Source organism: Nitratireductor lacus (assembly GCF_056431025.1).
Genome location: NZ_JBWKMB010000010.1, coordinates 100647 through 123048, shown reverse-complemented (window position 1 = coordinate 123048; position 22402 = coordinate 100647). Strand labels below are relative to the sequence as shown.

The window sequence follows — 22402 nt, the reverse complement described above, 5'->3', positions numbered from 1 at the left end:
CCGCACGGCAAAAGCTCTTTCTCCAAAACCGCACTTTACTGTTGACAGGCCCGCCGTGCGAAGCGCACGCAACCGGTGCCGGGAGAAAATGGAATGGACGCGCAGAATACGATGACTGACATGGCACAAAACCAGGCAAGAGACGGCGCAGCTTCACCGAAGCGCAAGGGAATGTCGGACGCTTCGATCAAGTATCAGCCCTATCCGCAGATCGATATTGCAGATCGGACATGGCCCTCGAAACGTATTGAGAAGGCGCCGATCTGGTGTTCGGTCGACCTGCGTGACGGCAATCAGGCGCTGATCGATCCGATGGGGCATGAGCGCAAGGCGCGCATGTTCAGGCTCCTTCTGGATATGGGTTTCAAGGAGATCGAGATCGGGTTCCCCTCCGCTTCGCAGACGGATTTCGATTTCGCGCGCTGGTGCATCGAAGAGGGCGGTGTGCCCGACGATGTGTCGCTGCAGGTTCTGGTTCAGTGCCGGCCCGAGCTGATCACCCGCACCTTCGAGGCGCTGGAGGGCGCGAACCGGCCAATCGTTCACTTCTACAATTCCACCAGCGAGCTGCAGCGCCGCGTCGTGTTCGGCAAGGATGTCGCCGGCATCAAGCAGATCGCCACCGATGCGGCCAAGATGGTCATGGACATGGCCGCGAAGGCCGGCGGCGGTTACCGTTTCCAGTATTCTCCCGAGAGCTTCACCGGCACCGAGCTCGATGTTGCGCTCGATATCTGCAATGAAGTGATCGAGATCATCAATCCGACGCCGGACAACAAACTGATCATCAATTTGCCGTCCACCGTCGAGATGTCGACACCCAACATCTATGCCGACCAGATCGAATGGATGTGCCGCAATCTCGACCAGCGCGAAAACCTGATCATCTCGCTGCACCCGCACAATGACCGTGGCACCGGCATCGCCGCCACCGAGCTCGGCCTGATGGCGGGCGCCGACCGGGTCGAGGGCACGCTGTTCGGCAATGGCGAGCGCACCGGCAATGTCGATGTCGTGACCCTGGCGCTCAACATGTACACGCAAGGGCTCGATCCGGAGCTGGATTGCACCGACATCAACCGCATGAAGGATGTCTATGAATACTGCAACCAACTCGTCATCCCCGAGCGGCACCCTTATGTGGGCGAACTGGTCTACACCGCCTTCTCCGGCTCCCACCAGGACGCGATCAACAAGGGTATGAAGGCCATCAAGACGGCCAACAAGCCGCTCTGGGAAGTGCCCTATCTGCCCATCGATCCACAGGATGTGGGCCGCTCCTACGAGGCGATCATCCGCATCAACTCCCAGTCGGGCAAGGGCGGGATCGCCTATGTCATGCAGGCCGATTACGGCCTCAACCTGCCGCGAAACCTGCAGGTGGAGTTCCGCGAGGATATTCAGGAGATCACCGACCGCGAGGGCAGGGAGCTGCCTGCGAAGCAGATCTACGAGCGCTTCATGGAGCTCTATGTCGAGCAGCCTGGAGCGCGCATCAAGTTCGTCGATCACCAGACGTTTCCCGACACCAGCGTGAAGGGGCAGCGCATCGTCGAGGCGACGATCATGGACAGGGGTGAGGAAACCGTCATCAAGGGCGTGGGGACAGGTCCCGTCGACGGTTTTATCGACGCGCTCTCCAAGCATCTGGGCGTGGATATGTCGGTGGTCGATTATTCCGAGCACTCCATGCAGCAGGGCTCCAATGCGGCAGCCATCTGCTACATGGAAGTCCAGCATCCCGGCGGCAAGCTCTTCGGTGCGGGCGTGAACACCAACATCGTCACGGCTTCGCTCGAGGCAGTGGTGTCGGCGGCCAACCGGATCGTCGGTTGACGGGCGCACTTTATGCCGAAGACACGGGCGAGGGCGCACGCGCCCTCGTTCTGCTGCACGGCTTTGCCGGCAGCCACCGCGTCTGGGAGGGTGCGCGCCGGGCGCTTCCCGCCGGTCTGCGCATCATTGCCTATGACCTTCCCGGCCATGCCCGCTCGCTCGATCTGCCGGGGGCGGGCAGGGCAAAGGCGACCGCGCAGGCCGTCATTGATGATCTCGAAACCCGCGGTATCGCACGCTGTCACATGGCCGGCCATTCCTTCGGCGGCGCGGTCGCGGTCCTCGCCGCCCATCTCGCACCGCGCGCTGTGGCTTCCCTGGCGCTGCTCGCACCGGGCGGCTTCGGGCGGGAGATCGCCGGCGACCTGATGATGGCACGCGCACAGGCCAAGTCCGACAGCGAGATTGCAGCCGCTATGCAGGGCATGTTCGGAACGCATTGCACGGTTTCGCCTGAAAGCGTGGCGGAAGCCATCGCGCTGAATGCCGTGGCCGGGCAACGCGAAAAGCTCATCGAGATTTCGGGAATGATCGTTCGTGACGGTGAGCAGGGCGCTTTCCCTGCCCATATGCTCGAGGCCCTCTCCATGCCAGTCCATCTCGCATGGGGCACGCACGACGCCGTACTGCCACCCCGTCAGGCGGAGAACGCACCCGGGGCCTTCACCGTTCATCTTCTGGAGGGGGCCGGTCACATGTTGCCGGAAGAAAGACCGCAGGCGGTGGCCCATATCATTGCGCAGAGCCTGCGCGACGCCTGAAGGCGCCCTCCCGCTTTCGTCATGTCGTTCGCGGGTTTGCTTCGCGTGCCCTATCGGCAGGCGGAACAAAACGTGATGATTTTCTGTTTTAGCCATGTTAACGATGGGTTAACGCTAAGTTTCGTCAGGAGTCCCGCCCATGAGTGAGGCTGGTCAGTCCGCCGTTTCGGTTACCAATGTGCGCAGTCTTTCAGACGCGATGCGCGAGATGAAGAACGCGGCTGCCGACAGGGCGGATGTGGTCGTCGACATGCGTGAGGCAAGCCGCACACGGCTTGAGCTGCTGGCTCAAGAACTGCAGCCGGTCTTCGCCGATGTGCCGGCGGACGATCCTTCCTTCGACTTTGCCATTTCCTCGGGAGAGCAGCCGAGACTATGGATCGACGCTGTCGCCCATGTGGCGATGGGACGGGATCGCCGGACGTACCGCTTCCTGCGCGACACGCGGCTTGGCCGGGTGGTTCTGGCCGAAAGCACCGATATCGCGCCGGTCGCGGATCAGGTCACCCGCTACATTGCCGAGCGTATGGTCGAGCGCCACCGCGCCATTGAGGGTGATGTCGAGGTGCTGCCGCGCCACAGCGAGACGGAAGAAGCGGTTGCGCCTGCTGCGCCTTACAGGAGCGCGTGGCGCGGCTTCTTCGGTGGTCTCGGGCTCGTGCTTCTGGGGGGCATGGTCGGTGTCGTCACCGTTGCCGTCGCCATGTGGGACCGTTTTCCCGAATTGGAGACGCTTCTGTCCCGTTTCTGAAGCCACAAATTTTCGCCTCGTTTATCGGTTTACCCTGGGTTGAAGGGGCCGATTGCGAGTGATTGTCAGGAAGTTTCTGCTTTTTGCGCCCTGTTTCTGGCTTCCGTCGATATTGCCTGTCTGGCTGCTGTGGTCAGGATCAGCAACTGCGTCGATGCACAAGGCGTTCTGCATGAACCGTTTGCCCTGATGGAGCTTGGTGCCGTGTCTCTGGGCGCTTGGCGTGGCTGTTGGAATGGTGTGTGCCGGCACCGTCGTGTGGGCGGCTTCACGCGTCCTGAGCGTGGTCAGCCAGCCCGCTTTTCGCCGCTGAGCAAGGCTCCTGAAACCTCTCCGATCGTGCCATTGCCATCGGTGACACCGCGTCGGGAGAAGCGGATTTCCCAGCCGCCCGGCGTTCCGTCGATTTCGAACAGATTGTAATGCGCGGGCGGCTTGGCGCTCCCATGGGCCTGGCCGGCAGCGGCAACACCCACCACGGGCACTGTTTCTCCATTCGGTCCGTCGATGCGATGCACGGTCGGTTTGTGGGTGTGCCCGTGCAGCACAAGCTCCGCACCGTGCTCGCGGATCAGTTTCTGGAACCGTTTGATGCCGTAAAGCCGTTTCGCTGCGTGGGTCGCGCCGCGCACCGGGGGGTGGTGGATCATGACGACCCGGAAAAGCCCGGCCTCCCTCGTGGCATCGAGCATCTTTGCCAGCCGTTTGGCCTGTGCCCTGGAGAAATGTCCGCTCGCCAGAAAGGGCGCGGTGGCGCGTGCCGAGGAAACGCCGATGATGGCGATCCTGTCGCGCACACGCAGATAGGGGAAGCCCCCCTTGCCTTTCGGCTGTTTTCCGTCATCACCGGTCATGTAGGCCGCCCAGGCGCGGCAGCAGCGTGCCAGCGCACCCGGCACATAGGCGTCGTGATTGCCCGGCACGACCGAAACCCTGTCCGCCGGGCCGAGGCTTTCCAGCCAAAGCCGCGCCATCTCTATCTCCTTGTCGAGGGCGAGGTTGACGAGATCGCCGGTAAGCGCAATGTGATCGGGCGCGGCCGCCAGCATGTCGTCGGTGATGCGGTCGATCAGCCCGTGGTCAAGATTGAGCCGCCGGTTGCGCCGCCAGTTGATGTAACCGGTGATGCGCTTGGAAGCGAGCTCCCGATAGCTTATGGCGGGGAGAGGCCCCAGATGGATGTCGGAAAAATGCGCGAGGCGAAACATGCTTCGTGTGTAGAACACGCAAAACGCCCTGACCACCCCACAGGATGCAGCATATGAACGCAACGACCCCGCAGCGCCCCTGGCCGCCTCTCAGCGCCCGGCTTTTCCATTTCTGGCTGCGCCTGAGCCGCCCCATGACACTGGGCATGCGCGGGGTCGTCTACGATCAGGAAAACCACGCGGTGTTTCTGGTGCGACACACCTATGTGAAGGGCTGGCACTTTCCCGGCGGTGGGGTGGAGCCGGGCGAGAGCACCGAAGCGGCCCTTGCGCGTGAACTGGTTGAGGAAGGCAATATCGAGCTTCTCGCACGGCCCGAACTAAAGTCTTTTCACTTCAACCGCATGGCCAGCAACCGCGATCATGTGGCGGTTTATCTGATCACGCGTTTCCGCCAGACACACCCGCATGTGCCTGACCGTGAGATCGCCGAGGCGCGGTTCTTCCCGGTGGACGCATTGCCCGCCGGCACCAGCGAAGGCACCCGTCGCCGCATTGCCGAGATATTTGAGGACGCGCCCGTCTCGGATGAGTGGTAGCGCGCGCCCTGGCGTGTGGCAAATTCAGGCTGCCTTCGCCAGCCGGTCGCGATTGTGCGGGGCCGCCAGGTCAAGCTCCGGCCCAAGAGGCACCACGCCGCTCGGGTTGATCGTCTTGTGGCTGCCATAGTAGTGCGCCTTGATGTGCAGCAGGTCGACCGTCCCGGCCACGCCCGGCACCTGGTAGAGCTCGCGCAGATAATTCGACAGATTTGGATAGTCGGCGATGCGACGCAGGTTGCACTTGAAATGGCCGACATAGACCGGATCGAAGCGCACAAGCGTGGTGAAGAGCCGCCAGTCGGCTTCGCTCAGCCTCTCACCGGCAAGGTAGCGCTGGCGTGAGAGCCGCTCTTCCACCTGATCGAGTGCTGCAAAGAGCGCTCCGAACGCCTCTTCATAGGCTTCCTGCGTTGTCGCAAAGCCTGCCTTGTACACACCATTGTTGATGTTGTCGTAGACGAGCGCGTTGATGCTGTCGATCTCGCTGCGCAGATCTTCGGGATAGAAGTCCACACTTGCGTCACCCCATTCATCGAACGCCCCGTTCAGCATGCGGATGATTTCAGCCGACTCGTTGGAGACGATGGTTTCCGTCTTCCTGTCCCACAGCACTGGCACGGTGACGCGACCGGAATAGCCCGGGTCTGCCTTTGTGTAGATCTGGTGCATGAAGTCGAAACCGTAGAGGTCGTCGCCCGTCGCGCCGTCCTCCTTCAGGAAGGTCCAGCCGTTCTCGCCCATGAAATGATGGACGACCGATACGGAAATCACGTCCTCCAGCTTCTTCAGCTTGCGGAAGATCAGTGTGCGGTGTGCCCAGGGACAGGCAAGCGAGACATAGAGATGATAGCGACCGGGTTCGGCCCTGAAGCCGCGCTCGCGGCCTTCTGCCGGCGCGCCGTCCCTTGTGACGAAATCCCTGAATTGCGACCTGGACCGCTCGAAGCGGCCGCCGGTTTTCGACGTGTCATACCACTTGTCATGCCAGACACCTTCAACGAGCAAACCCATTCAAAAACTCCTTTGTTTGCGCCGGATGTAGGGCATTGCCCCGGCAAACCCAACCGTTCGGAGCGTAAACGCTGCGTCAACAATTTCGTTTCAGCGGCAAAGTTGCAGTGGACGGGCCAGGAAAATGCTGGTAGCGAAAATTCCATTCAGCGAGGAAAATGCACGGCAATGATCCGGTTTCTGGTGGAGCGACGACGAAAGGACTGAAGGCCCCTGGCATGGGGCAGGCGCGCCCGTGGCCGCCTCCACCTTTCGTAGACCACCGGAACAACTGATCATGTCTTCTGCCGACATTCACTACCTGCCGGAAGAGCCGGCCCACGACGCTGAAATCGAACTCATCAACGAAGAAGCCTTCGGCCCCGGTCGTTTCACGCGCGCTGCCTATAAAATTCGTGAGGGCGGTCCGCATGACCGGGCACTCTCCTTCGTGGCCGTTCATCAAAACCACGTCATCGCCTCGGTTCGCATGACATGGATCGCAGCCGGCGAGGGGCGGGCGCTCCTGCTCGGCCCGCTTGCGGTGCGGCCCGCCTTCAAGAGCATAGGCATTGGCCGCAAGCTTGTGGCCATTGCCGTCGAGGCCGCGCGCGAAGCCGGCGCGGGCTCGGTCGTGCTCGTCGGCGATGCCCCTTACTATGGTCCGCTCGGCTTTCAGAAGATTCCCAACGGTCAGCTTTCCATGCCGCGCCCGGTCGATGCAGAGCGCCTTCTGGCCGCCGAACTGCAAAAAGGGGCGGTGGCGACGCTGAAGGGCGACGTTACGCACGCCGCACTTGTAAGATAATCTCGACTCTGGGAAATAATTGTGGAATACAGATTGCCTATTTATAGGTGATTTGTGATTATATTTGTTATTGTAGAAATTTGTACAGAGAAAAATAAATGCGTTATTTCATAATATTTTCGTGCACCTCTCTCCTTTTGACAGGATGTCTTTCTCCCGAACCCTACAGCGTGGAGCAGCGCGGGCCGGGCGCACTGACGGGGAGCGCCACGCCGCCACCCTATCTGAAGGGCGGCCATCCGGGAAAAGAGCGCCTCTGCGAAACACGGAACAGCGCCGGCGAGCCGGTGGTCTACAATTGCTGAATTCGGCTTGGGCGCCGGCGTTCAGCGCCCCTCGCGATACCACATTGCCCCGAAGGCGAAGAGCAGCAGCGCGAGCGCCAGGAATCCGGTGAAGACAGGCACCCGGCGTACGGCTTTCAGAATGCTGTCATCGGTGGTTCTGAACCCGATCCAGTCATTGCCCGATGCGCTGCCGGTGCGGCGCACGGGAACGATATTGGGCAGGTCGTTATCGGCAATTCTGCGCACCGAGCCGCCTGTCGCATCGGCGGCCGGTACAAGCTTTTCCTCCGTGGAGATCATGTCGCCGAATTCCGGCGCGTTCACCGGTCCCACATGGGCGAGCGTTGTCAGATCGCCATTGGCGATGCTGTAGATGCCTATTTCATTCGTCTCCAGGCTTGTGGAGAAGCGGCCTGGCCCGGCGGGGCCGAGCTCGGCCGATAGCGTGTTCCCGGAAGGCGTGGTGATCTCGGCCTGCGGCGCGCTTTCTTCCATTGTCTGGCGTGTGATCTCGAGCCGCATGCCGCGGCCCGCCGCCGAAAGGCGCTCTTCCTCGAGCTCCGGCTCCTTCATCAGCCAGTGGGCGATGCGACGATAGAGCGCCACATGCGGGCCGCCACCCTCGAAGCCGCGGGCCCACAGCCAGCCCTGATCGGAGAGGAACATGCCGACACGACCCTCGCCCTTGCGGTTCAGAATGAGAAGCGGCTGCTCGTTGGCCCCCTGCATCACCACCTGCCCGTCTGGCCGGTCGATGCCGATCAGGCGGAACCAGCGGCTCCAGGCGGGTGGCTCGGACGCCGCCCCTTCAAGGCCGCGCGTCACCGGGTGGCGTTCGCCGGTCTCGGTCAGGCGCGGATAAAAACCCTGTTCCACCACATCGCCTGTCGGCAGGCCGGGCAGGGCGGCGATCAGTGGTGTGCGGGCGATGGACTGGTTGCCAGCGAATTCCGGCCCCGCCGCGATCAGCAGCGCACCGCCATTCTCCACATATTCGGCGATATAGTCGTAGTAGAGGATCGGCAGCACATCGCGGTGCTGGTAGCGGTCGAAGATGATCAGGTCGAAATCGTCGATCTTTTCGACAAAGAGTTCGCGCGTGGGAAAGGCGATCAGCGAAAGCTCGTTGATCGGCGTCCCGTCCTGCTTTTCCGGCGGGCGCAGAATGGTGAAGTGAACGAGATCCACCGAGGCATCGGATTTCAGCAGGTTCCGCCAGGTGCGCTCGCCCGAATGCGGTTCGCCCGAAACCAGCAGCACGCGCAGGTTTTCGCGGATGCCGTCAACCAGCGCGACCGCGCGGTTGTTCACATCCGTCAGTTCCCCGTCGACGGGGTCTATGGCCAGTTCGATGATGTTGCGACCGGCATTCGGCACGTCGATCTCGAGCAGCGTCTCGCGGCCGATCAGCGCCTCCTCGATAAAGAGTTCCTCGCCGTTGATGATGACGCGAACATCCACCGGGCCGCGCTGGTCGCCTGTGGCAATGACCCGATAGGTCATTTCCAGCGGCTTGCCGACAATGCCGAAACGCGGCGCGCGTTCGAAGCGGATGCGGCGGTCCATCTCGTCGGCCTCGCCGGTGATCAGGCCATGGATCGGGGCACCAAGTGCTGCCGCATTATCGGGAATGTCATGCACCTGCCCGTCGGTGACCAGAATCGCGCCGCCAACGCGGGAGGGCGGCACGTCGCGCAGTGCGCTGTCGAGTGCCTCGAAAAGATGCGTCTGTGCGTTTTCTGTTGCCGAGGAGGTACGCCCGGTGCGCACCACACGGGTTTCGAATTCCCTGAAGCGGGCGAGCCTTGCCTCCAGCTCGGCAGCCGCCTCGTCGGTCATGGCGCTGCGACCGTCGATGGTGGTCTGGCTCTGGCTCTCGTCGACCACCACGGCCACCACGCTTTTGAGCGGTTCACGCTCTTCATCCAGAAGCACCGGATTGGCCAGCGCAGCGCCAAGTGCTGCCAGTGCTGCAAGTCTGAGCCACGCGCCGCGCTGCCGTGTCCACAGCCCGGCGCCTGTGAGAAGCGCCACCGGTATCAGCAGCGCCGCCAGAACGGGCCAGGGGAAAAATGGTTCGAAACTGAGCGACCAGTTCATGCTATTGCCCCAGCCGTTCCAGCAGGACCGGCACATGCACCTGGTCCGATTTGTAGTTGCCCGTGAGCATGTACATCATGATGTTCACGCCGGCACGGTAGGCATAAAGGCGCTGCAGCGGGTCGTTGGGCACGGTCGGCAGAAGCGGTTCGCCGCTGGCGTCCAGCGCCCAGGCGCCTGCAAGGTCGTTGCCGGTGATCATGATTGGCGTCACCCCGTCGCCCACCCGCACAGGCCGGTCGGTGCGGGTGGAGGAACCCAGGGATGCTTCCACCCAGAGCGGGCTGCCGCGATAGCGGCCCGGGAACTCCGGCAGGATGAAGAAGGATTTCGTCAGCACATGATCGTCCGGCACCGGTTCCAGCGGCGGCACGTTGAGGCCGGAAAGGATATCGCGCAGGCGCTGCGTGGCCGGTGTCACGGCATCCGAGCCAAACCCGTTCGAATACTGGTCGCGCGTATCGAAAAGAACCGTTCCGCCAGACTGCATATAGGCGTCGATCCGGGCGATGGCCTCCTCGTTCGGCATCGGTGCGTCAGGGTCGATGGGCCAGTAGATCAGCGGATAGAAAGAGAGTTCATCCGTGGCGATGTCGACGCCGGCCGGCGCGCCCGGCTCCAGAGCCGTTTTGGCGGCGAGAAAGGTCGACAGGCCCTGAAGACCGGCGCGGCTCGTGGCGTCGAGCGAGGAAAGCCCGGTGATGACATAGGCGATGCGTGTCTGCGAAATCGCCTCGATCGCGTCTTTCTCGCCGGTGCGCTCGTCCTGCGCGCGGGCTGCATCCGGTGTCATCATGGCAAGCGTCAGGGCCATGGCCAATAGGGCGGCCGCACCCTTCGCCAGTTTCGGTTTGCGGCGCAGCCGCCCCCCGAGCCAGAGTACGGCGAGTGTGTCGAGCGCCAGTAGGGCGAGGGCGGCGGCAAAGAGCGGGCCTTTCAAGGGCTGCTGTTCGTCCAGGCCATAGGAGATGGCGGTCATCGGGGCAGGGGTTTTGGGTCGCGTGATCGGGGTCAGCTCCGCGTCGGGCGCAAGCAGATTGTGCGCCACCACGCCTTCCTCACTGCCATAGAGGCCGGGCGGGTGTTTCAGTGTCACGGCGTTTGTGTCTGCGGTAAGAGGCTCGGCCTCGCCGGAAGGCGGCACGAGGCGCCCTTCCGCCGAAATCAGGCGATACGGTGCAAGCGCTCGCCCGCCTTCTGCTCCCGCATTGTTGAGCGCGCCCTGGTTGCGGGAGAGCTGGACGATCCGGCGCAGCATTTCCACGAAACTGCCGGAAATGGGCAGGTTCGACCAGGTGGCTTCGGGGGTTACGTGAAAGAGCACGATCTGGCCTTCGCCGCGCGAAACGCCGGTGACGAGCGGTGTGCCATCGGCCAGATTTGCCCAGCTTCGTTCCACGATATCAGGTGAGGGTTCGGCCAGAACCTGACGGTTCACCGTCACGTCGCGCGGTGGCGCGAGATCGGAGAAGGGACCATTGGGCGGGAATTCCGCCACGGGCTGCGGCTCGGTCCAGGAGAGCGCACCGCCCAGCGAACGTTCACCCAGCCTGAGGCGCACGGGCAGAAGGTCTTCGTCATTGTCGGCAGCAGCCAGACGGGGTCCGGCAAAGCGCACCAGCGTGCCGCCGCCGTTCACCCAGTCGATCAGCGCCTGACGCGGGGCTGCCGGCAGCGTACCCACATCGGCCATGACGATGACCGCCGGGTTTTGCTCCAGAAGCTCCGGCAGCGCTTCCGTCAGCTCGGCGCTGGAAGGCTGCATGAGGTCCGCGAAGGGCGCGAGCGCCCGTTCGATGTAGTAGAGCGGCGAAAGCAGTGGTTGCGCCTGATCGGCCTCGCTCTGCGAAATCAGGCCAATGCGTCGGCGTTTGCTGTTTTCATCGAGCACGCGCAGGCCGGCGGCCTGATTCTGGCCCTCAATCCCCACGGACACGAAGTCGTTTCGCAGCTCGAAGGGAAGGCGCATGGCGCCCGTCGCCCGGGTTTCGCCCGCGCCGAACGTGATTGTCGTTTCGGCGATGCGGCGGCCCCGGTCGTCGCTGGCAAAGGCGACCGCCTGGCGGGGACCGGTGTCGCCCGCTGCGCGCGTCGCCGTCACTTCGAAGGCTTCCGCCATGTTCTGCGCATCGGTTGCGGCAAGCAGCGAAAGCCGTTCCGGTTCAGCCCAGAGCACTTCGGCAGGCCCGCCGGAGAAAAGCTCGGCGAAGGCCGCTTCGTCACCGCTCATTGCCAGCCCGTCGGAAAGCACGGCGATTGCCGCACCCGGAAAATCGGAAAGCACTCCTGCCACGCGTCCAAAAATCGCCGGCCTGTTGGCCGGTACAGGCCGTGGCTGCGCCGCATTCAACCGCTCCAGAGCGGTGTCTGCATCGAAGGGCCCGACCTCCTGGTTCTGCTCTTCCGCAGTCAGCGCCAGCACCACGGGCTGTTCATTGGCGCGGGCGTCTTCGATCAGGCGCGCTGCGGTCGCCACGCGCTCCTCCCAGTCGGGGGCGGCGGCCCAGCCATTGTCGAGAACGATGGCGAGTGCCGCCCCTTCGCCGGCTGCCTTTTCGCGTGGGTTCAGCACCGGATCGGCCAGCGCGAGGATCACCAGTGCGGCAAGCAGCAGTCTGAGCAGCGTGAGCCACCACGGGCTCTTGTGCGGTGTCTCTTCGCGCCTGACCACGCGTGCCAGAATTTTCAGCGGTGGAAAGGTTTCCGTCTGCGGGCGTGGTGGAGTGAGACGTAAAAGCCACCAGATCACCGGCAGGGCGATCAGGCCCCACAGCAGGAACGGTTGTGCGAAGCTCAGGGAGAACCAGTTCACAGGCCGCCCTCCGCGCCAAAGCCCGCATCCGCGCTCATGGCATTGTGCACGGCGACCAGCGCCTGTGCAGCAGGTCGGTCCGTGTGATGCACGGTATAGCTCCAGCCGAGCCGCTTGCACCAGCCGGCCAGTTCTTCGCGCCGGGCGAGATAAAGCCGGCGGTAATCGTCGGCCAGCATTTCGGCACGTCCCGCCGTCAGCTTCTCGCCGGTTTCAGGGTCGGCAAACTCGGTACGCCCGGCATAGGGAAAGCTTTCTTCCGCCGGATCGGCGATCTCGATCAGATGCGCGCGCGCGCCGCGGCTCGCCAGTTGGTCGAGCCAGGCGATCGTTTCTTCCACCGGATCGAGAAAGTCGCTCGCCAGCACCACGTCGGAGAAACGGCGGATCTGCAAAAGGTCGGGCCGCGCGGGCAGGTCGGGCGTGTGCAGGAGCTGAGCGGCCAGCCGTTCGGCGCCGTTGCGGGCTGAAAACGGGTCGGTCACGCCGGGCCAGGCGATCCGTTCACCGCTGCGTGACAGAAGCTCGGCCAGTGCAAAGGTCAACACCAGCGCCCGCGCTTCCTTGGCTGTCGGCGCCAGCGAAGACTGGTATAGCATGGACGGTGAAGGATCGGCCCACAGCCACACCGTGTGGGCCGCCTCCCACTCGCGGTCGCGCACGTAGAGATGGTCGTCACGCGCCGAACGTCGCCAGTCGATGCGTGAGACCGCTTCACCCTCCACATAGGGGCGGAACTGCCAGAAATTCTCGCCGATGCCGCGCTTGCGCCGTCCGTGCCAGCCGGCGATCACATTGTTGGCCACGCGCCTCGCATCCACAAGCAGGTCGGGCATCAGCGCGGCCCGCGCACGCGCGCGGACCAGCGCATCGCTCGATGCGACCGGTGTGGAAACTTCGCCGATCTTTGCCATCAAGATCCTATCTGGAGCACGAGGCCCATCAGTCGAGCGCTTTTACGAGACGCCGGATCACATCGCGCACCGTCATGCCCTCCGCGCGCGCTGCGAATGTCAGCGCCATGCGATGCTGGAGTACGGGCTCTGCCAGTGCCCGCACATCGTCCACCGAGGGTGCCAGCCGCCCATCATAGAGCGCGCGGGCACGGGCGCACAGCGTTAGTGCCTGGCTGGCGCGCGGGCCGGGGCCCCATGCCACGTGGCGGTCGGTGTCGGGGTTGCCGACGCCGGGTCTGGCCGTGCGCACCAGTTGAAGAATCGCATCGACCACGCTTTCGGGCACTGGCATGCGGCGGATCAGCATCTGGATTTCCTTCAGCCGTTCCGGCGAGAGCGTGTTTTCCGCCTCGGCCTCATCCACGCCCGTTGTCTCCAGAAGGATGCGCCGTTCGGCCTCGATCTCGGGATAGAGTATGTCCACCTGCATCAAAAAGCGGTCGAGCTGGGCTTCCGGCAGCGGGTAGGTGCCTTCCTGCTCCAGCGGGTTCTGCGTTGCGAGCACATGGAAGGGCGAGGGCAGGTCATGCCGGTGGCCGGCCACGGTCACGTGATATTCCTGCATCGACTGCAAAAGCGCCGACTGCGTGCGCGGGCTGGCGCGGTTGATCTCGTCGGCCATCAGAAGCTGCGAGAAGATCGGGCCGGGCAGGAAGCGGAAGGAGCGTTTGCCCTTCTCATCCTGCTCCATCACTTCCGAACCCAGAATGTCCGAGGGCATCAGATCCGGTGTGAACTGGATGCGCCGTGCGTCGAGGCCGAGAACCACGCCCAGCGTTTCCACCAGTTTGGTCTTGGCGAGCCCCGGCACCCCGACGAGCAGTGCATGGCCTCCGGCGAGGATGGCCACAAGCGTGCGTTCCACCACTGCTTCCTGACCGAAAATGACCCTGCCGACGCCCTCTCGCACTTTTGCGATGTCGGCCAGCGCGCGCTCCGCCGCAGCGATCATCTCCTTGTCGCTCAGGGGCTTCTCGCCCGGCATCTGGTTTTTGGAAACAATGCTCATGCCGTCTCGATCCTTGTTGAAGCCCCGCAGGGTGGCCCCGATGTGGCCCGGGAGCGTTCGGGGAGCGTTCCGGGGCCGGTAACGGATCACGCGGCACGTGCATGAAGCGATTCGTGCCGTCACGTCCCTTTGGCAAATTTAAAACACTGAACAAGGCTGACAAGCGAAACAACAGTGACTATTTCGTGACCATGGACAATGAAAAGAGCATGAGCACATCAAGTCTCGCATCGGCCGGAGACGCTGTCAGTCTCGAGGCGTTGATCGCCCGCGCTGCCCGCGCCGGCAAGGGCGTGCCCCCCGTGGAGCGCTGGAACCCCGCCTTTTGTGGCGATCTCGACATGGAGATCAGGGCGGATGGCACCTGGTTTTACATGGGGACACCCATAGGCCGCCCGGCTCTGGTGCAGCTTTTCTCCTCCGTTCTGCGCAAGGATGAGGACGGCAAAACCTATCTCGTAACTCCGGTGGAAAAAGTCGGCATCCGCGTCGAGGATGCTCCATTTATTGCCGTCGAGATGGTTGTGACCGGGGAGGACGACGAGCAGGCGCTGACTTTCCGCACCAATGTGGGTGATGTGGTCGAAGCCGGGCCGGACCATGAACTGCGTTTTGTGGATCAGCCGGAAACCGGCGGACTGAAACCCTATCTGCATGTGCGCGGACGGCTCGAGGCGCTGGTGGCGCGGTCCGTCATGTATGACCTGGTGGAAGTGGGGGAAGAGATCGAGATCGAAGGGCAGGCGATGTTCGCCATTCGCTCGCGCGGCTGCGTCTTCCCCGTGATGCCCGTTGCCGAACTGCACAGGCTGTCGCAATGACCATGACCCGTCCGCCCAAAACCCTGTTTTCGGCCGAGGAGTTTCGCCGCCGCGCGGCGCGCCAGCAGGGGCCTGCGGGCGCGCAGGACTACGGCGATCACAGCCTGAACCCCGACCTGCGCGAGATGATCGTGCGCCCGGGTCTGCGGGATGCGGCGGTGCTCATCCCGGTTGTCGACCACGCCGGCGGTGCGTCGGTTATCCTGACCCAGCGCACGCAGGCGCTGCGCAGTCACTCCGGCCAGATTGCCTTCCCCGGCGGGCGTATCGATCCGGAGGATGCTTCGCCAGAGGCGGCGGCGCTGCGCGAGGCGGACGAGGAGATCGGTCTTCTCCCGGGTGCTGTCGATGTGGTCGGCCGCATGCCTGATTATTCCACCGGCAGCGGATACCGCATCGCGCCGGTGCTGGGCATCGTGCAGCCGGGCTTCGATTTGCACATCAACCCGGATGAGGTGGATGCCGCCTTCGAAGTGCCGCTCGCCTTCCTGATGGACCCTGCCAACCACCGGCGCGAGAGCCGTCTGTGGCAGGAGAAGGAGCGGTTCTATTACACAATGCCATTCGGCGACCGCTTCATCTGGGGCGTCACGGCGGGCATCATTCGCACTCTTTACGAAAGACTTTATGCTTGATGGACAAGCGGTTGATTTCAGATTCGAAATGGCTGGCCGACGAAAAGCTCCAGACGCTGCTTGCCGCTCTTTCCACCGATGGCGAGGAAGCGCGCATCGTCGGCGGCGCGGTCCGCAACACGCTGCTTGGCCAGACCGTGACCGACATCGACATTGCCACCACCACGGAGCCGGGTGAGACCGTGCGCCGCGCACGCAGCGCCGGCTTCCGCACCGCGCCCACCGGCATCGATCACGGCACCGTCACGGTGATCGCCGACGGTCGCGCATGGGAGGTGACGACACTGCGGGCCGATGTGGAAACCGATGGCCGCCACGCCAGCGTCACCTTCGGACGCGACTGGCGCAGCGATGCGGAGCGGCGCGATTTCACGATCAATGCGCTTTACGCCCGCGCCGATGGCGAAATTGTCGATCTGGTTGGCGGTTTGCCGGATCTGGAAAACCGCACACTCCGCTTCATAGGCGATGCCGATACGCGCATCACCGAGGATTATCTGCGCATCCTGCGGTTTTTCCGCTTCTTTGCCTGGTATGGCCGGGGCCGTCCCGATGCCGCGGGATTGAAGGCCTGTGCGCGTCACCGTGACGGGCTGGAGCGTCTGTCTGCCGAGCGCGTCTGGGCCGAACTGAAGAAGCTCCTGTCCGCGCCCGACCCCTCACGCGCGCTCCTGTGGATGCGCCAGACCGGTGTGCTGACGACAATCCTGCCGGAATCGGAAAAATGGGGTATCGACACGATTGGCCCGCTGATCGAGGCCGAGCAGGCATTCGGCTGGCAGCCGGACCCGCTTCTGCGGCTGGCCGCGATCATTCCGCCCCACGAGCCCCGCATCGCCGAACTCGGCAGACGCCTGCGCCTCTCAAACGCCGAAAGGGCCGCATTCGAGGGCTGGGCGGGCGCGCCGCTTCCGGCGGCGGACGTGAGCGAAAGCGGATTCAGGAAACTTGCCTACAGGGCTGATGCAAAAGGTCTTTCATGGCGTCTGAAGCTGGCTCTTGTCAGCGCCCGTGCGCGCGCAACAGGGGATGACAGGGCGCTGATGGAGGCTGCCGGCTACACCCGTCTCATGAAGCTCGCCGAAGCATGGAAAAAGCCCTCATTCCCGGTCAACGGAAACGATCTGGCAAAGCTCGGTCTGGAAAAGGGAAAGGCGGTCGGGGAGGTGCTCGCCCGGCTGGAAGAGGAGTGGATCGCCTCGGATTTCTCGTTGAAACGCGACGCGCTGCTGGAGCGCGCCGCGGCAATGATCTCGTCCGCCGGCTGAGATTGCCGGCGGGATACGCATGGTCAGGCCGCGTTGCGGGATTCAGCGATGCGCGAGCGGATGGCCTCCACCATGCTTTCGCGGATCACGGTTTCACCGTGGGCCTCGCGCATATGCTCGGCTGCCCGACGGATGACTTCCGCCTCCTCCTCGTGGCGTGTGTGCCACTCGCAGCCTGGAACGAGCGAGCCGCAATGAAATTCCTTCATGAGACTGTCCTCCTGTTCTCAGTTTATGCGTGCCATAGACTATAACACGGAATGGGGCGAGAGGTTGCCGGTGACAAAAATCGTGATCCTGTCGTGCAGGCGTTACCGTAAGGACAACCGTTATTCCGCCAGCATTTGCGCAATTTCGTCTCGCAGCCAGACCTTGAAGTCACGCACTCTGGCGGGCTCCGGCCGGTTCTGCGAGGTGATCAGCCAGTAGCTGAAGCGTGTTGTCGCCCGCTCGCGGAACGGGGCGACAAGCTGTCCGGCGCGGAGCGCATCATGGGCGAGCGTGTGCCAGGCGAGCATCACGCCCTGGCCGGCAATCGCCGCATCGAGGCAGAGCGCGGCATCGGTGAACGTATCGCCTTCCGCCAGGTCCCGTTCGTCCAGGCCAAGCGGTTTCAGCCACACATCCCATTCGATGTTGGAATTGGCGTCGCGGATGATCGGCGCGGTGAGCACGTCTTCCGGCGTTTCGAGCGCTTTGGCAATCGAGGGCGCGCAGACGGGAAACACTTCCTGCGGCAGCAGGTGTTCCACCTTCACCCCCGGCCAGTTTCCCTCTCCGACGCGGATCGCGAGGTCGATGTCCGTGCTGTCGGGGTGGGCCAGGCCGATGGCCGCTTCCAGCCGCAGCTTGGTCTCCGGATGCGCCCTGGTGTAGCGCGTGAGCCGCGGCACCAGCCATTTGGAGGCGAAAACCGGCGCCACAGAAATCGTCAGGATCGAATCCGTGTCATGCCGGGTCATTGCGACCGCCGCATCGAGCGTGTGAAAACCGATGCCAAGCCGCTCGATAAACTGCCGGCCGAGCGTCGTCGGACGAATGCCGCGGCCCGTCCGTTCAAAGATCGCCGCGCCAAGCTGCGCCTCGGTCTTGATGACCTGCTGGCTTACGGCTCCGACCGAAACGCCCAGCTCCTCAGCCGCGGCACTCAGGGAGCCGCATCGCCCGACCGCTTCCACGGTGCGCAGTCCGTTCAGATGAACCCTCGGCAGATGTTTCATATAGTTTTTCTAAAACATCCCGCAGGCAATCTCCATTGAAAAGCTGCGGAAATAGCGTGATTTTGCCTGTCGAAAACTCCATTCCTCGCAAAAGGGAATGCAATGATACAGTTTTTCTGGATAAAATTTCAGGCTTTCAGCATCCGTTACCGGCAGGCTCGAACAGCGCTGGAGGAAGCTGAATGGCAGGACGATCCGCTGGCCCATCCGGCGCTTCGAGCGATGTCGATGCGGGAGCTGGCGGATCTGCCCATGCGCAATCTCGGCCGGATGGCAAACGGAGAGGCGGTCACGCTCACCGCACCGCCGCCTGCGCCTGCCGGAGTGGCTACTCCGCCGCCATCCTCCCGCCGAGAAAGCCGCCGGACTGGCGCTTCCAGAGCTGGGCGTAAAGCCCGTCCCGTTCCACCAGCGCCTCATGGGAGCCTTCCTCCACGATGCGACCCTGGTCCAGCACGATGATCCGGTCGAGCGCGGCGATGGTGGAAAGACGGTGCGCCACGGCGATCACCGTCTTGTTCTCCATCAGCCGCTCGAGGTTTTCCTGGATCACCGCTTCGATCTCCGAATCGAGCGCCGAGGTTGCCTCGTCGAGGATGAGGATCGGCGCGTTCTTCAGCATCATGCGGGCGATGGCGATGCGCTGGCGCTGGCCGCCGGAGAGCTTGACGCCCCGTTCGCCCACCACCGCATCATAGCCGGTGCGGCCCTTCGGGTCCGACACGTCGAGGATGAACTCATGGGCCGAGGCGCGCTTCGCCGCGGCGACAATCTCCTCGTCGGTGGCCTTGCCCCGGCCATAGGCGATGTTGTCGCGGATCGAACGGTGCATCAGCATGGGCTCCTGGCTCACCACGCCGAACTGGGCGCGCAGCGAGGCCTGTGTCAGCTGCGTGATGTCCTGCCCGTCGAGCAGGATTTTTCCATGCTCGGCCTCGAAAAGCCGCAGCATCAGGTTCACGATCGTGGTCTTGCCGGCGCCCGAAGGTCCGACCAGCGCGACCCGCTCGCCCGGCTTGATGTGCAGGTCAAGCCCCTTGATGATGCCGCTTTCCTTGCCGTGATTGAACGTGACGTTGTCGAAACGGATATCGCCTTTCGCACGCTCCATTTCCAGCGCGTCCTCCGCATCGCGGATTGCCGGCTCGACCGAAACCACCGTGGTGGAATCCTGTACGGTCGCGTAATTGCGGATCAGTCCGTTGATGTTGAACATCATCCAGCCCGACATCTGGTTGAGACGGAAGACAAGGCCCATCGCGGCCGCGATCTCACCGGTGGTGATGGCGCTGTCCAGCCAGCGGGACACGGCAAGAACGAAGATCGCCGCCATCATGAAGCCGTTGACGATGGCAACCGTCACGCGCACACGGGTGATGGCGCGCGTCAGTGTCTGCACGGCGCTCAGGAAATGCGCCATGCCCTCGCGCACATAGGAGTGCTCGCGCTGCCCGCTGTCGAACAGCTTGACCGCCAGAATGTTTGTAAAAGCGTCCACCATGCGCCCGTTGAGGATCGAACGCTGGTCCGCCGTGCGGCGGCCTGCCCGCCGCAGCGGAGGCAGCAGATAGCGGGCAATCGCCACATAGGCCACCAGCCACAGCAGGACCACCAGTCCCATGAACGGGTCGAGTACGGTCAGGATGGAGGCTGCCAGCACCACGAAGGTGAGGAAGCTCCACATGGTCTGCAGAACGTTGATGATGAAATCACCGGTCGCCTCGCCGCCCTGGAGAATCTTGGTGGCGATGCGGCCTGCAAAGTCGTTCTGATAGAATTCGTAGGGCTGTTCGATCACGCGGCGGAACGCCTGCCAGCGCACACGCTGATAGAAGGCCGGCGCGATGACCTGCTCTTCAAGGATCGTGTTGCCGATGATCACCACCGCGCGGATCACCAGGAGCAGCACGAGAAAGGCCGCGAGTTTTTCCCAGTGCTCGGCGATCAGTGTCTGCGGCGAGGAAGAATCCAGAAGATCGATCAGCCAGCCGAGAGCCCAGTAAAGTCCTGCGTCGACGGCGCCCATCAGGCCGCCGGCAATCAGAAGCAGGATAAAGGGCCATTTGGCCTGTCGGGCGAAGAACAGGATGAACTCATGCGCCTTGACCGGCAGCACGGAGCGCCCGGTGTCGCCGAAGGGGTCGATGACCCCTTCGACACTGCGCCAGAGGCTTTCCGATCTGGGCGGTTCTCTGCTTTTCTCGTCTTCGTTCATTCTGCTGCCTCACTCACTTCCAGATCGAGGAACCCGCCGGACTGGCGCTGCCAGAGGCCCGCATAAAGCCCGCCGGCGGCCACCAGCTCGTCATGCGTGCCTTCCTCGACGATCCGGCCTCTGTCCATCACCACGAGGCGGTCCATGGCGGCGATGGTGGAGAGCCGGTGAGCGATTGCGATCACCGTCTTGCCCTCCATCAGGCGATAGAGATTCTCCTGGATTGCCGCCTCGACTTCCGAATCGAGCGCCGAGGTCGCCTCGTCGAGAATGAGGATCGGTGCATCCTTCAGCATGACGCGGGCGATGGCAATGCGCTGGCGCTGGCCACCGGAGAGTTTTACGCCCCGCTCGCCCACATGGGCATCGAAGCCCCTGCGGCCCTTCGGGTCGCTCAGCCCGCCGATGAAGCCCATCGCCTCCGCGCGCCTGGCTGCTTCCAGCATCATCTCCTCGGTTGCATCGGGGCGGCCATAGAGGATGTTGTCGCGCACCGAGCGGTGAAGCAGGGAGGTGTCCTGAGTCACCATGCTGATCTCGGCACGCAGCGAATCCTGCGTGACCCCGGCAATGTCCTGCCCGTCAATCACGATGCGGCCACGCTCCAGGTCGTAGAAACGCAAGAGCAGGTTGACCAGCGTCGACTTGCCGGCGCCCGAGCGTCCGACCAGCCCGACCTTTTCGCCAGGTTTGATGGTCAGTGACAGATCCTCGATCACACCGCCTTTCTTGCCGTAGTGAAAGCCGATTCCGTCGAACTCGATCCGGCCTTCGGGCACCGCAAGCGCTTTTGCGCCGGGCCTGTCTTCGACCAGCCTCGGCAGCGAGATCGAACTGATGCCGTCCTGCACGGTGCCGACATTCTCGAACAGCCCCGTTAGTTCCCACATGATCCACTGCGACATGTTCCAGAGACGCAGAACGAGGCCAATGGCGACCGCGACCGCGCCAACGGAAATTTCCCCGGCGATCCAGAGACTGATCGACAGATAGCCCACGCCCACAAGGCACGCCGAGTTCAGGAAATAGAGAAGCCCGTAAAGGCTCGTGACATACCGGAACTGGGTGTAGACGGTCTGGAGAAAACCGTTCATGCCGTCGCGCGCGTAGCCGGCCTCGCGCTGCGCGTGAGAGAACAGCTTCACCGTCTGGATGTTGGTGTAGCTGTCCACCACGCGCCCGGTCATGACCGAGCGCGCATCGGCCTGCTTCTCGGCAACCTTGCCAAGGCGCGGGATGAAGTAGACCATCAGGGCGATGTAACCACCGAGCCAGAAGAGGATCGGGAGTGACAGGCGCCAGTCGGCAGAGGCGGTCAAAAACAGGATTCCGACGAAATAGATCACAACATAGTTGAAGACGTCGAAGGTCTTGACCACGCATTCGCGCACTGCCAGCGCCGTCTGCATCAGCTTGGTGGCGATGCGGCCGGCGAACTCGTCCTGATAGAAGTTCATCGACTGCTTGAGCAGATAGCGATGCACCTGCCAGCGGACGCGCATGGGGTAGTTGCCCATCAGAATCTGGTGGTTGTTGAGGCCGGTAAGCAGGATCAGCCCCGGCAGGATCAGAAGGATGAAGCCCGCCATGCCGATAAGGCGCAGCCCTTCCTCGTCCAGGAATGTGGCCGGGTCGCGCCCCGACAGCCAGTCGACAATGTCGCCCAGGAAGGCAAACATCCAGACCTCGGCGAGCGCGATGGCCGCCACGAGAAACGTGCCCAGCAGCACATAGGGCCATGCGCCCTTCGTAAAATGCAGGCAGAAGGCGAAGAACGTGCGGGGCGGTTCCTGCGGCTCCTCCGCGGGGAAAGGCTCAAGTCTTCGTTCGAACCATTGAAACATTGTCTCAGGCGTCTTTCATTCTTGTTCCCGCAAACGTGATGTCTTGATTCACGTTTGCGGGTTAATTGTCTGTTTTACATTTGCTTTTCCGCGGGCGGCGGCTGGCGGAAAAGCGGTGCCTTTCGGCTATCGATGGCCCTTGCGCGGCACGGATGCCGCGGGGCTGTTCGTTCGCGTCTTCCCCGGTCCCTTCAAGGGGCCGGCGCGCGACAGTGTTGGTTGCCCGGCACCGCCCTTTTTCAGGGCTTGATTATGCGGCGGATCCGCGGGCTTGCCGAGAGCGGCCTTGAAGGCTCCTGAAAGCGATGTGGCAGGAGCGGTGTCATTTCCACGCTGCAG

Annotated in this window: 20 protein-coding genes; 9 read left to right on the top strand and 11 right to left on the bottom strand. The window is 63.2% G+C overall.

Annotation, left to right across the window (positions count from 1 at the left end; all coding sequences use genetic code 11):
* Positions 1 to 111 precede the first annotated feature (111 nt).
* The 3 genes from leuA (at position 112) to AC07E3_RS10565 (ending at position 3348) form a co-directional block, all read left to right on the top strand.
* Positions 112 to 1836 carry a 2-isopropylmalate synthase gene (gene leuA, locus AC07E3_RS10575; RefSeq protein ID WP_478361809.1) on the top strand — a complete coding sequence of 575 codons (1725 nt, stop codon included), beginning with the start codon at positions 112 to 114 and terminating at the stop codon, positions 1834 to 1836.
* Positions 1833 to 2597: an alpha/beta fold hydrolase gene (locus AC07E3_RS10570; protein WP_478361752.1), complete on the top strand. Its 765-nt coding sequence runs from the start codon at positions 1833 to 1835 to the stop codon at positions 2595 to 2597. Before leuA ends, AC07E3_RS10570 begins: the two co-directional genes overlap by 4 nt.
* Positions 2598 to 2736: 139 nt before the next feature.
* Complete coding sequence (locus tag AC07E3_RS10565) at positions 2737 to 3348, top strand: hypothetical protein (RefSeq protein ID WP_478361750.1); 612 nt, start codon at positions 2737 to 2739, stop codon at positions 3346 to 3348.
* Positions 3349 to 3635: 287 nt separating this feature from the next.
* On the opposite strand, the gene AC07E3_RS10560 is transcribed toward AC07E3_RS10565, so the two are convergent.
* Positions 3636 to 4556, bottom strand: a complete 921-nt coding sequence (locus tag AC07E3_RS10560; RefSeq protein ID WP_478361807.1) for a metallophosphoesterase family protein — start codon at positions 4554 to 4556, stop codon at positions 3636 to 3638.
* 53 nt (positions 4557 to 4609) lie between these two features.
* On the opposite strand from AC07E3_RS10560, the gene AC07E3_RS10555 reads away from it, so the two are divergent.
* Positions 4610 to 5095 carry an NUDIX domain-containing protein gene (locus AC07E3_RS10555; protein ID WP_322338643.1) on the top strand — a complete coding sequence of 162 codons (486 nt, stop codon included), beginning with the start codon at positions 4610 to 4612 and terminating at the stop codon, positions 5093 to 5095.
* 24 nt (positions 5096 to 5119) lie between these two features.
* Here the strand turns inward: AC07E3_RS10555 and AC07E3_RS10550 are convergent, their stop codons facing one another.
* Positions 5120 to 6109 (bottom strand): glutathione S-transferase family protein, encoded by a 990-nt coding sequence (locus tag AC07E3_RS10550; RefSeq protein WP_478361748.1) that lies wholly within the window; start codon positions 6107 to 6109, stop codon positions 5120 to 5122.
* Between the two features lie 277 nt (positions 6110 to 6386).
* On the opposite strand from AC07E3_RS10550, the gene AC07E3_RS10545 reads away from it, so the two are divergent.
* Together AC07E3_RS10545 and AC07E3_RS10540 are read left to right on the top strand one after the other, a co-directional pair.
* Positions 6387 to 6896, top strand: coding sequence for a GNAT family N-acetyltransferase (locus AC07E3_RS10545; RefSeq protein WP_478361746.1), 510 nt, complete (start codon positions 6387 to 6389; stop codon positions 6894 to 6896).
* 98 nt (positions 6897 to 6994) lie between these two features.
* Positions 6995 to 7201 (top strand): hypothetical protein, encoded by a 207-nt coding sequence (locus AC07E3_RS10540; protein WP_478361744.1) that lies wholly within the window; start codon positions 6995 to 6997, stop codon positions 7199 to 7201.
* 21 nt (positions 7202 to 7222) lie between these two features.
* Here AC07E3_RS10540 and AC07E3_RS10535 read toward each other — a convergent pair whose 3' ends face one another.
* Genes AC07E3_RS10535 through AC07E3_RS10520 form a run of 4 tightly spaced genes read right to left on the bottom strand, consistent with a single transcriptional unit; the run spans position 7223 to position 14060 of the window.
* Complete coding sequence (locus AC07E3_RS10535; RefSeq protein WP_478361742.1) at positions 7223 to 9283, bottom strand: hypothetical protein; 2061 nt, start codon at positions 9281 to 9283, stop codon at positions 7223 to 7225.
* A 1-nt stretch (position 9284) separates the two neighbouring features.
* Complete coding sequence (locus AC07E3_RS10530; protein ID WP_478361740.1) at positions 9285 to 12095, bottom strand: DUF4159 domain-containing protein; 2811 nt, start codon at positions 12093 to 12095, stop codon at positions 9285 to 9287.
* Positions 12092 to 13009 carry a DUF58 domain-containing protein gene (locus AC07E3_RS10525; protein ID WP_223006018.1) on the bottom strand — a complete coding sequence of 306 codons (918 nt, stop codon included), beginning with the start codon at positions 13007 to 13009 and terminating at the stop codon, positions 12092 to 12094. The genes AC07E3_RS10530 and AC07E3_RS10525 overlap by 4 nt, the downstream gene beginning before the upstream one ends.
* 28 nt (positions 13010 to 13037) lie before the next feature.
* Entirely contained in the window at positions 13038 to 14060 is a 1023-nt protein-coding gene (locus tag AC07E3_RS10520) for an AAA family ATPase (RefSeq protein WP_090327334.1), read from the bottom strand.
* 209 nt (positions 14061 to 14269) lie between these two features.
* Between AC07E3_RS10520 and AC07E3_RS10515 the strand changes: the two genes are divergently transcribed.
* Genes AC07E3_RS10515 through AC07E3_RS10505 form a run of 3 tightly spaced genes read left to right on the top strand, consistent with a single transcriptional unit; the run spans position 14270 to position 16784 of the window.
* The gene (locus tag AC07E3_RS10515; RefSeq protein ID WP_478361737.1) at positions 14270 to 14881 is read left to right on the top strand and encodes a DUF1285 domain-containing protein; all 612 of its coding nucleotides are present in this window, start codon (positions 14270 to 14272) and stop codon (positions 14879 to 14881) included.
* Positions 14878 to 15516: a CoA pyrophosphatase gene (locus AC07E3_RS10510; RefSeq protein ID WP_478361735.1), complete on the top strand. Its 639-nt coding sequence runs from the start codon at positions 14878 to 14880 to the stop codon at positions 15514 to 15516. The genes AC07E3_RS10515 and AC07E3_RS10510 overlap by 4 nt, the downstream gene beginning before the upstream one ends.
* Complete coding sequence (locus tag AC07E3_RS10505; protein WP_478361733.1) at positions 15516 to 16784, top strand: CCA tRNA nucleotidyltransferase; 1269 nt, start codon at positions 15516 to 15518, stop codon at positions 16782 to 16784. Before AC07E3_RS10510 ends, AC07E3_RS10505 begins: the two co-directional genes overlap by 1 nt.
* 23 nt (positions 16785 to 16807) lie before the next feature.
* Here AC07E3_RS10505 and AC07E3_RS10500 read toward each other — a convergent pair whose 3' ends face one another.
* The 5 genes from AC07E3_RS10500 to AC07E3_RS10480 all read right to left on the bottom strand — a co-directional run bounded on the left by AC07E3_RS10500 (position 16808) and on the right by AC07E3_RS10480 (position 22063).
* A complete protein-coding gene (locus AC07E3_RS10500) occupies positions 16808 to 16993 on the bottom strand; it encodes a DUF1059 domain-containing protein (RefSeq protein WP_007008748.1) in 186 nt (61 codons plus the stop codon).
* A gap of 120 nt (positions 16994 to 17113) precedes the next feature.
* Entirely contained in the window at positions 17114 to 18004 is an 891-nt protein-coding gene (locus AC07E3_RS10495) for a LysR substrate-binding domain-containing protein (protein WP_478361731.1), read from the bottom strand.
* A 9-nt stretch (positions 18005 to 18013) separates the two neighbouring features.
* On the bottom strand, positions 18014 to 18211 hold the full coding sequence (locus AC07E3_RS10490; protein ID WP_336069694.1) for a hypothetical protein: 198 nt from the start codon (positions 18209 to 18211) through the stop codon (positions 18014 to 18016).
* A 121-nt stretch (positions 18212 to 18332) separates the two neighbouring features.
* Positions 18333 to 20219 (bottom strand): ABC transporter ATP-binding protein, encoded by a 1887-nt coding sequence (locus AC07E3_RS10485; protein ID WP_478361728.1) that lies wholly within the window; start codon positions 20217 to 20219, stop codon positions 18333 to 18335.
* Positions 20216 to 22063, bottom strand: a complete 1848-nt coding sequence (locus AC07E3_RS10480; RefSeq protein ID WP_478361726.1) for an ABC transporter ATP-binding protein — start codon at positions 22061 to 22063, stop codon at positions 20216 to 20218. Before AC07E3_RS10480 ends, AC07E3_RS10485 begins: the two co-directional genes overlap by 4 nt.
* Between the last annotated feature and the right edge of the window lie 339 nt (positions 22064 to 22402).

Excerpts from the sequence above, each read along its gene's own strand:
- leuA (WP_478361809.1), top strand. The coding sequence starts at position 112 with ATGACTGACATGGCACAAAACCAGGCAAGAGACGGCGCAGCTTCACCG.
- AC07E3_RS10565 (WP_478361750.1), top strand. The coding sequence starts at position 2,737 with ATGAGTGAGGCTGGTCAGTCCGCCGTTTCGGTTACCAATGTGCGCAGT.
- AC07E3_RS10560 (WP_478361807.1), bottom strand. The coding sequence starts at position 4,556 with ATGTTTCGCCTCGCGCATTTTTCCGACATCCATCTGGGGCCTCTCCCC.
- AC07E3_RS10555 (WP_322338643.1), top strand. The coding sequence starts at position 4,610 with ATGAACGCAACGACCCCGCAGCGCCCCTGGCCGCCTCTCAGCGCCCGG.
- AC07E3_RS10550 (WP_478361748.1), bottom strand. The coding sequence starts at position 6,109 with ATGGGTTTGCTCGTTGAAGGTGTCTGGCATGACAAGTGGTATGACACG.
- AC07E3_RS10545 (WP_478361746.1), top strand. The coding sequence starts at position 6,387 with ATGTCTTCTGCCGACATTCACTACCTGCCGGAAGAGCCGGCCCACGAC.
- AC07E3_RS10540 (WP_478361744.1), top strand. The coding sequence starts at position 6,995 with ATGCGTTATTTCATAATATTTTCGTGCACCTCTCTCCTTTTGACAGGA.
- AC07E3_RS10535 (WP_478361742.1), bottom strand. The coding sequence starts at position 9,283 with ATGAACTGGTCGCTCAGTTTCGAACCATTTTTCCCCTGGCCCGTTCTG.
- AC07E3_RS10525 (WP_223006018.1), bottom strand. The coding sequence starts at position 13,009 with ATGGCAAAGATCGGCGAAGTTTCCACACCGGTCGCATCGAGCGATGCG.
- AC07E3_RS10520 (WP_090327334.1), bottom strand. The coding sequence starts at position 14,060 with ATGAGCATTGTTTCCAAAAACCAGATGCCGGGCGAGAAGCCCCTGAGC.
- AC07E3_RS10515 (WP_478361737.1), top strand. The coding sequence starts at position 14,270 with ATGAGCACATCAAGTCTCGCATCGGCCGGAGACGCTGTCAGTCTCGAG.
- AC07E3_RS10510 (WP_478361735.1), top strand. The coding sequence starts at position 14,878 with ATGACCATGACCCGTCCGCCCAAAACCCTGTTTTCGGCCGAGGAGTTT.
- AC07E3_RS10505 (WP_478361733.1), top strand. The coding sequence starts at position 15,516 with ATGGACAAGCGGTTGATTTCAGATTCGAAATGGCTGGCCGACGAAAAG.
- AC07E3_RS10500 (WP_007008748.1), bottom strand. The coding sequence starts at position 16,993 with ATGAAGGAATTTCATTGCGGCTCGCTCGTTCCAGGCTGCGAGTGGCAC.
- AC07E3_RS10495 (WP_478361731.1), bottom strand. The coding sequence starts at position 18,004 with ATGAAACATCTGCCGAGGGTTCATCTGAACGGACTGCGCACCGTGGAA.
- AC07E3_RS10490 (WP_336069694.1), bottom strand. The coding sequence starts at position 18,211 with ATGGGCCAGCGGATCGTCCTGCCATTCAGCTTCCTCCAGCGCTGTTCG.
- AC07E3_RS10485 (WP_478361728.1), bottom strand. The coding sequence starts at position 20,219 with ATGAACGAAGACGAGAAAAGCAGAGAACCGCCCAGATCGGAAAGCCTC.
- AC07E3_RS10480 (WP_478361726.1), bottom strand. The coding sequence starts at position 22,063 with ATGTTTCAATGGTTCGAACGAAGACTTGAGCCTTTCCCCGCGGAGGAG.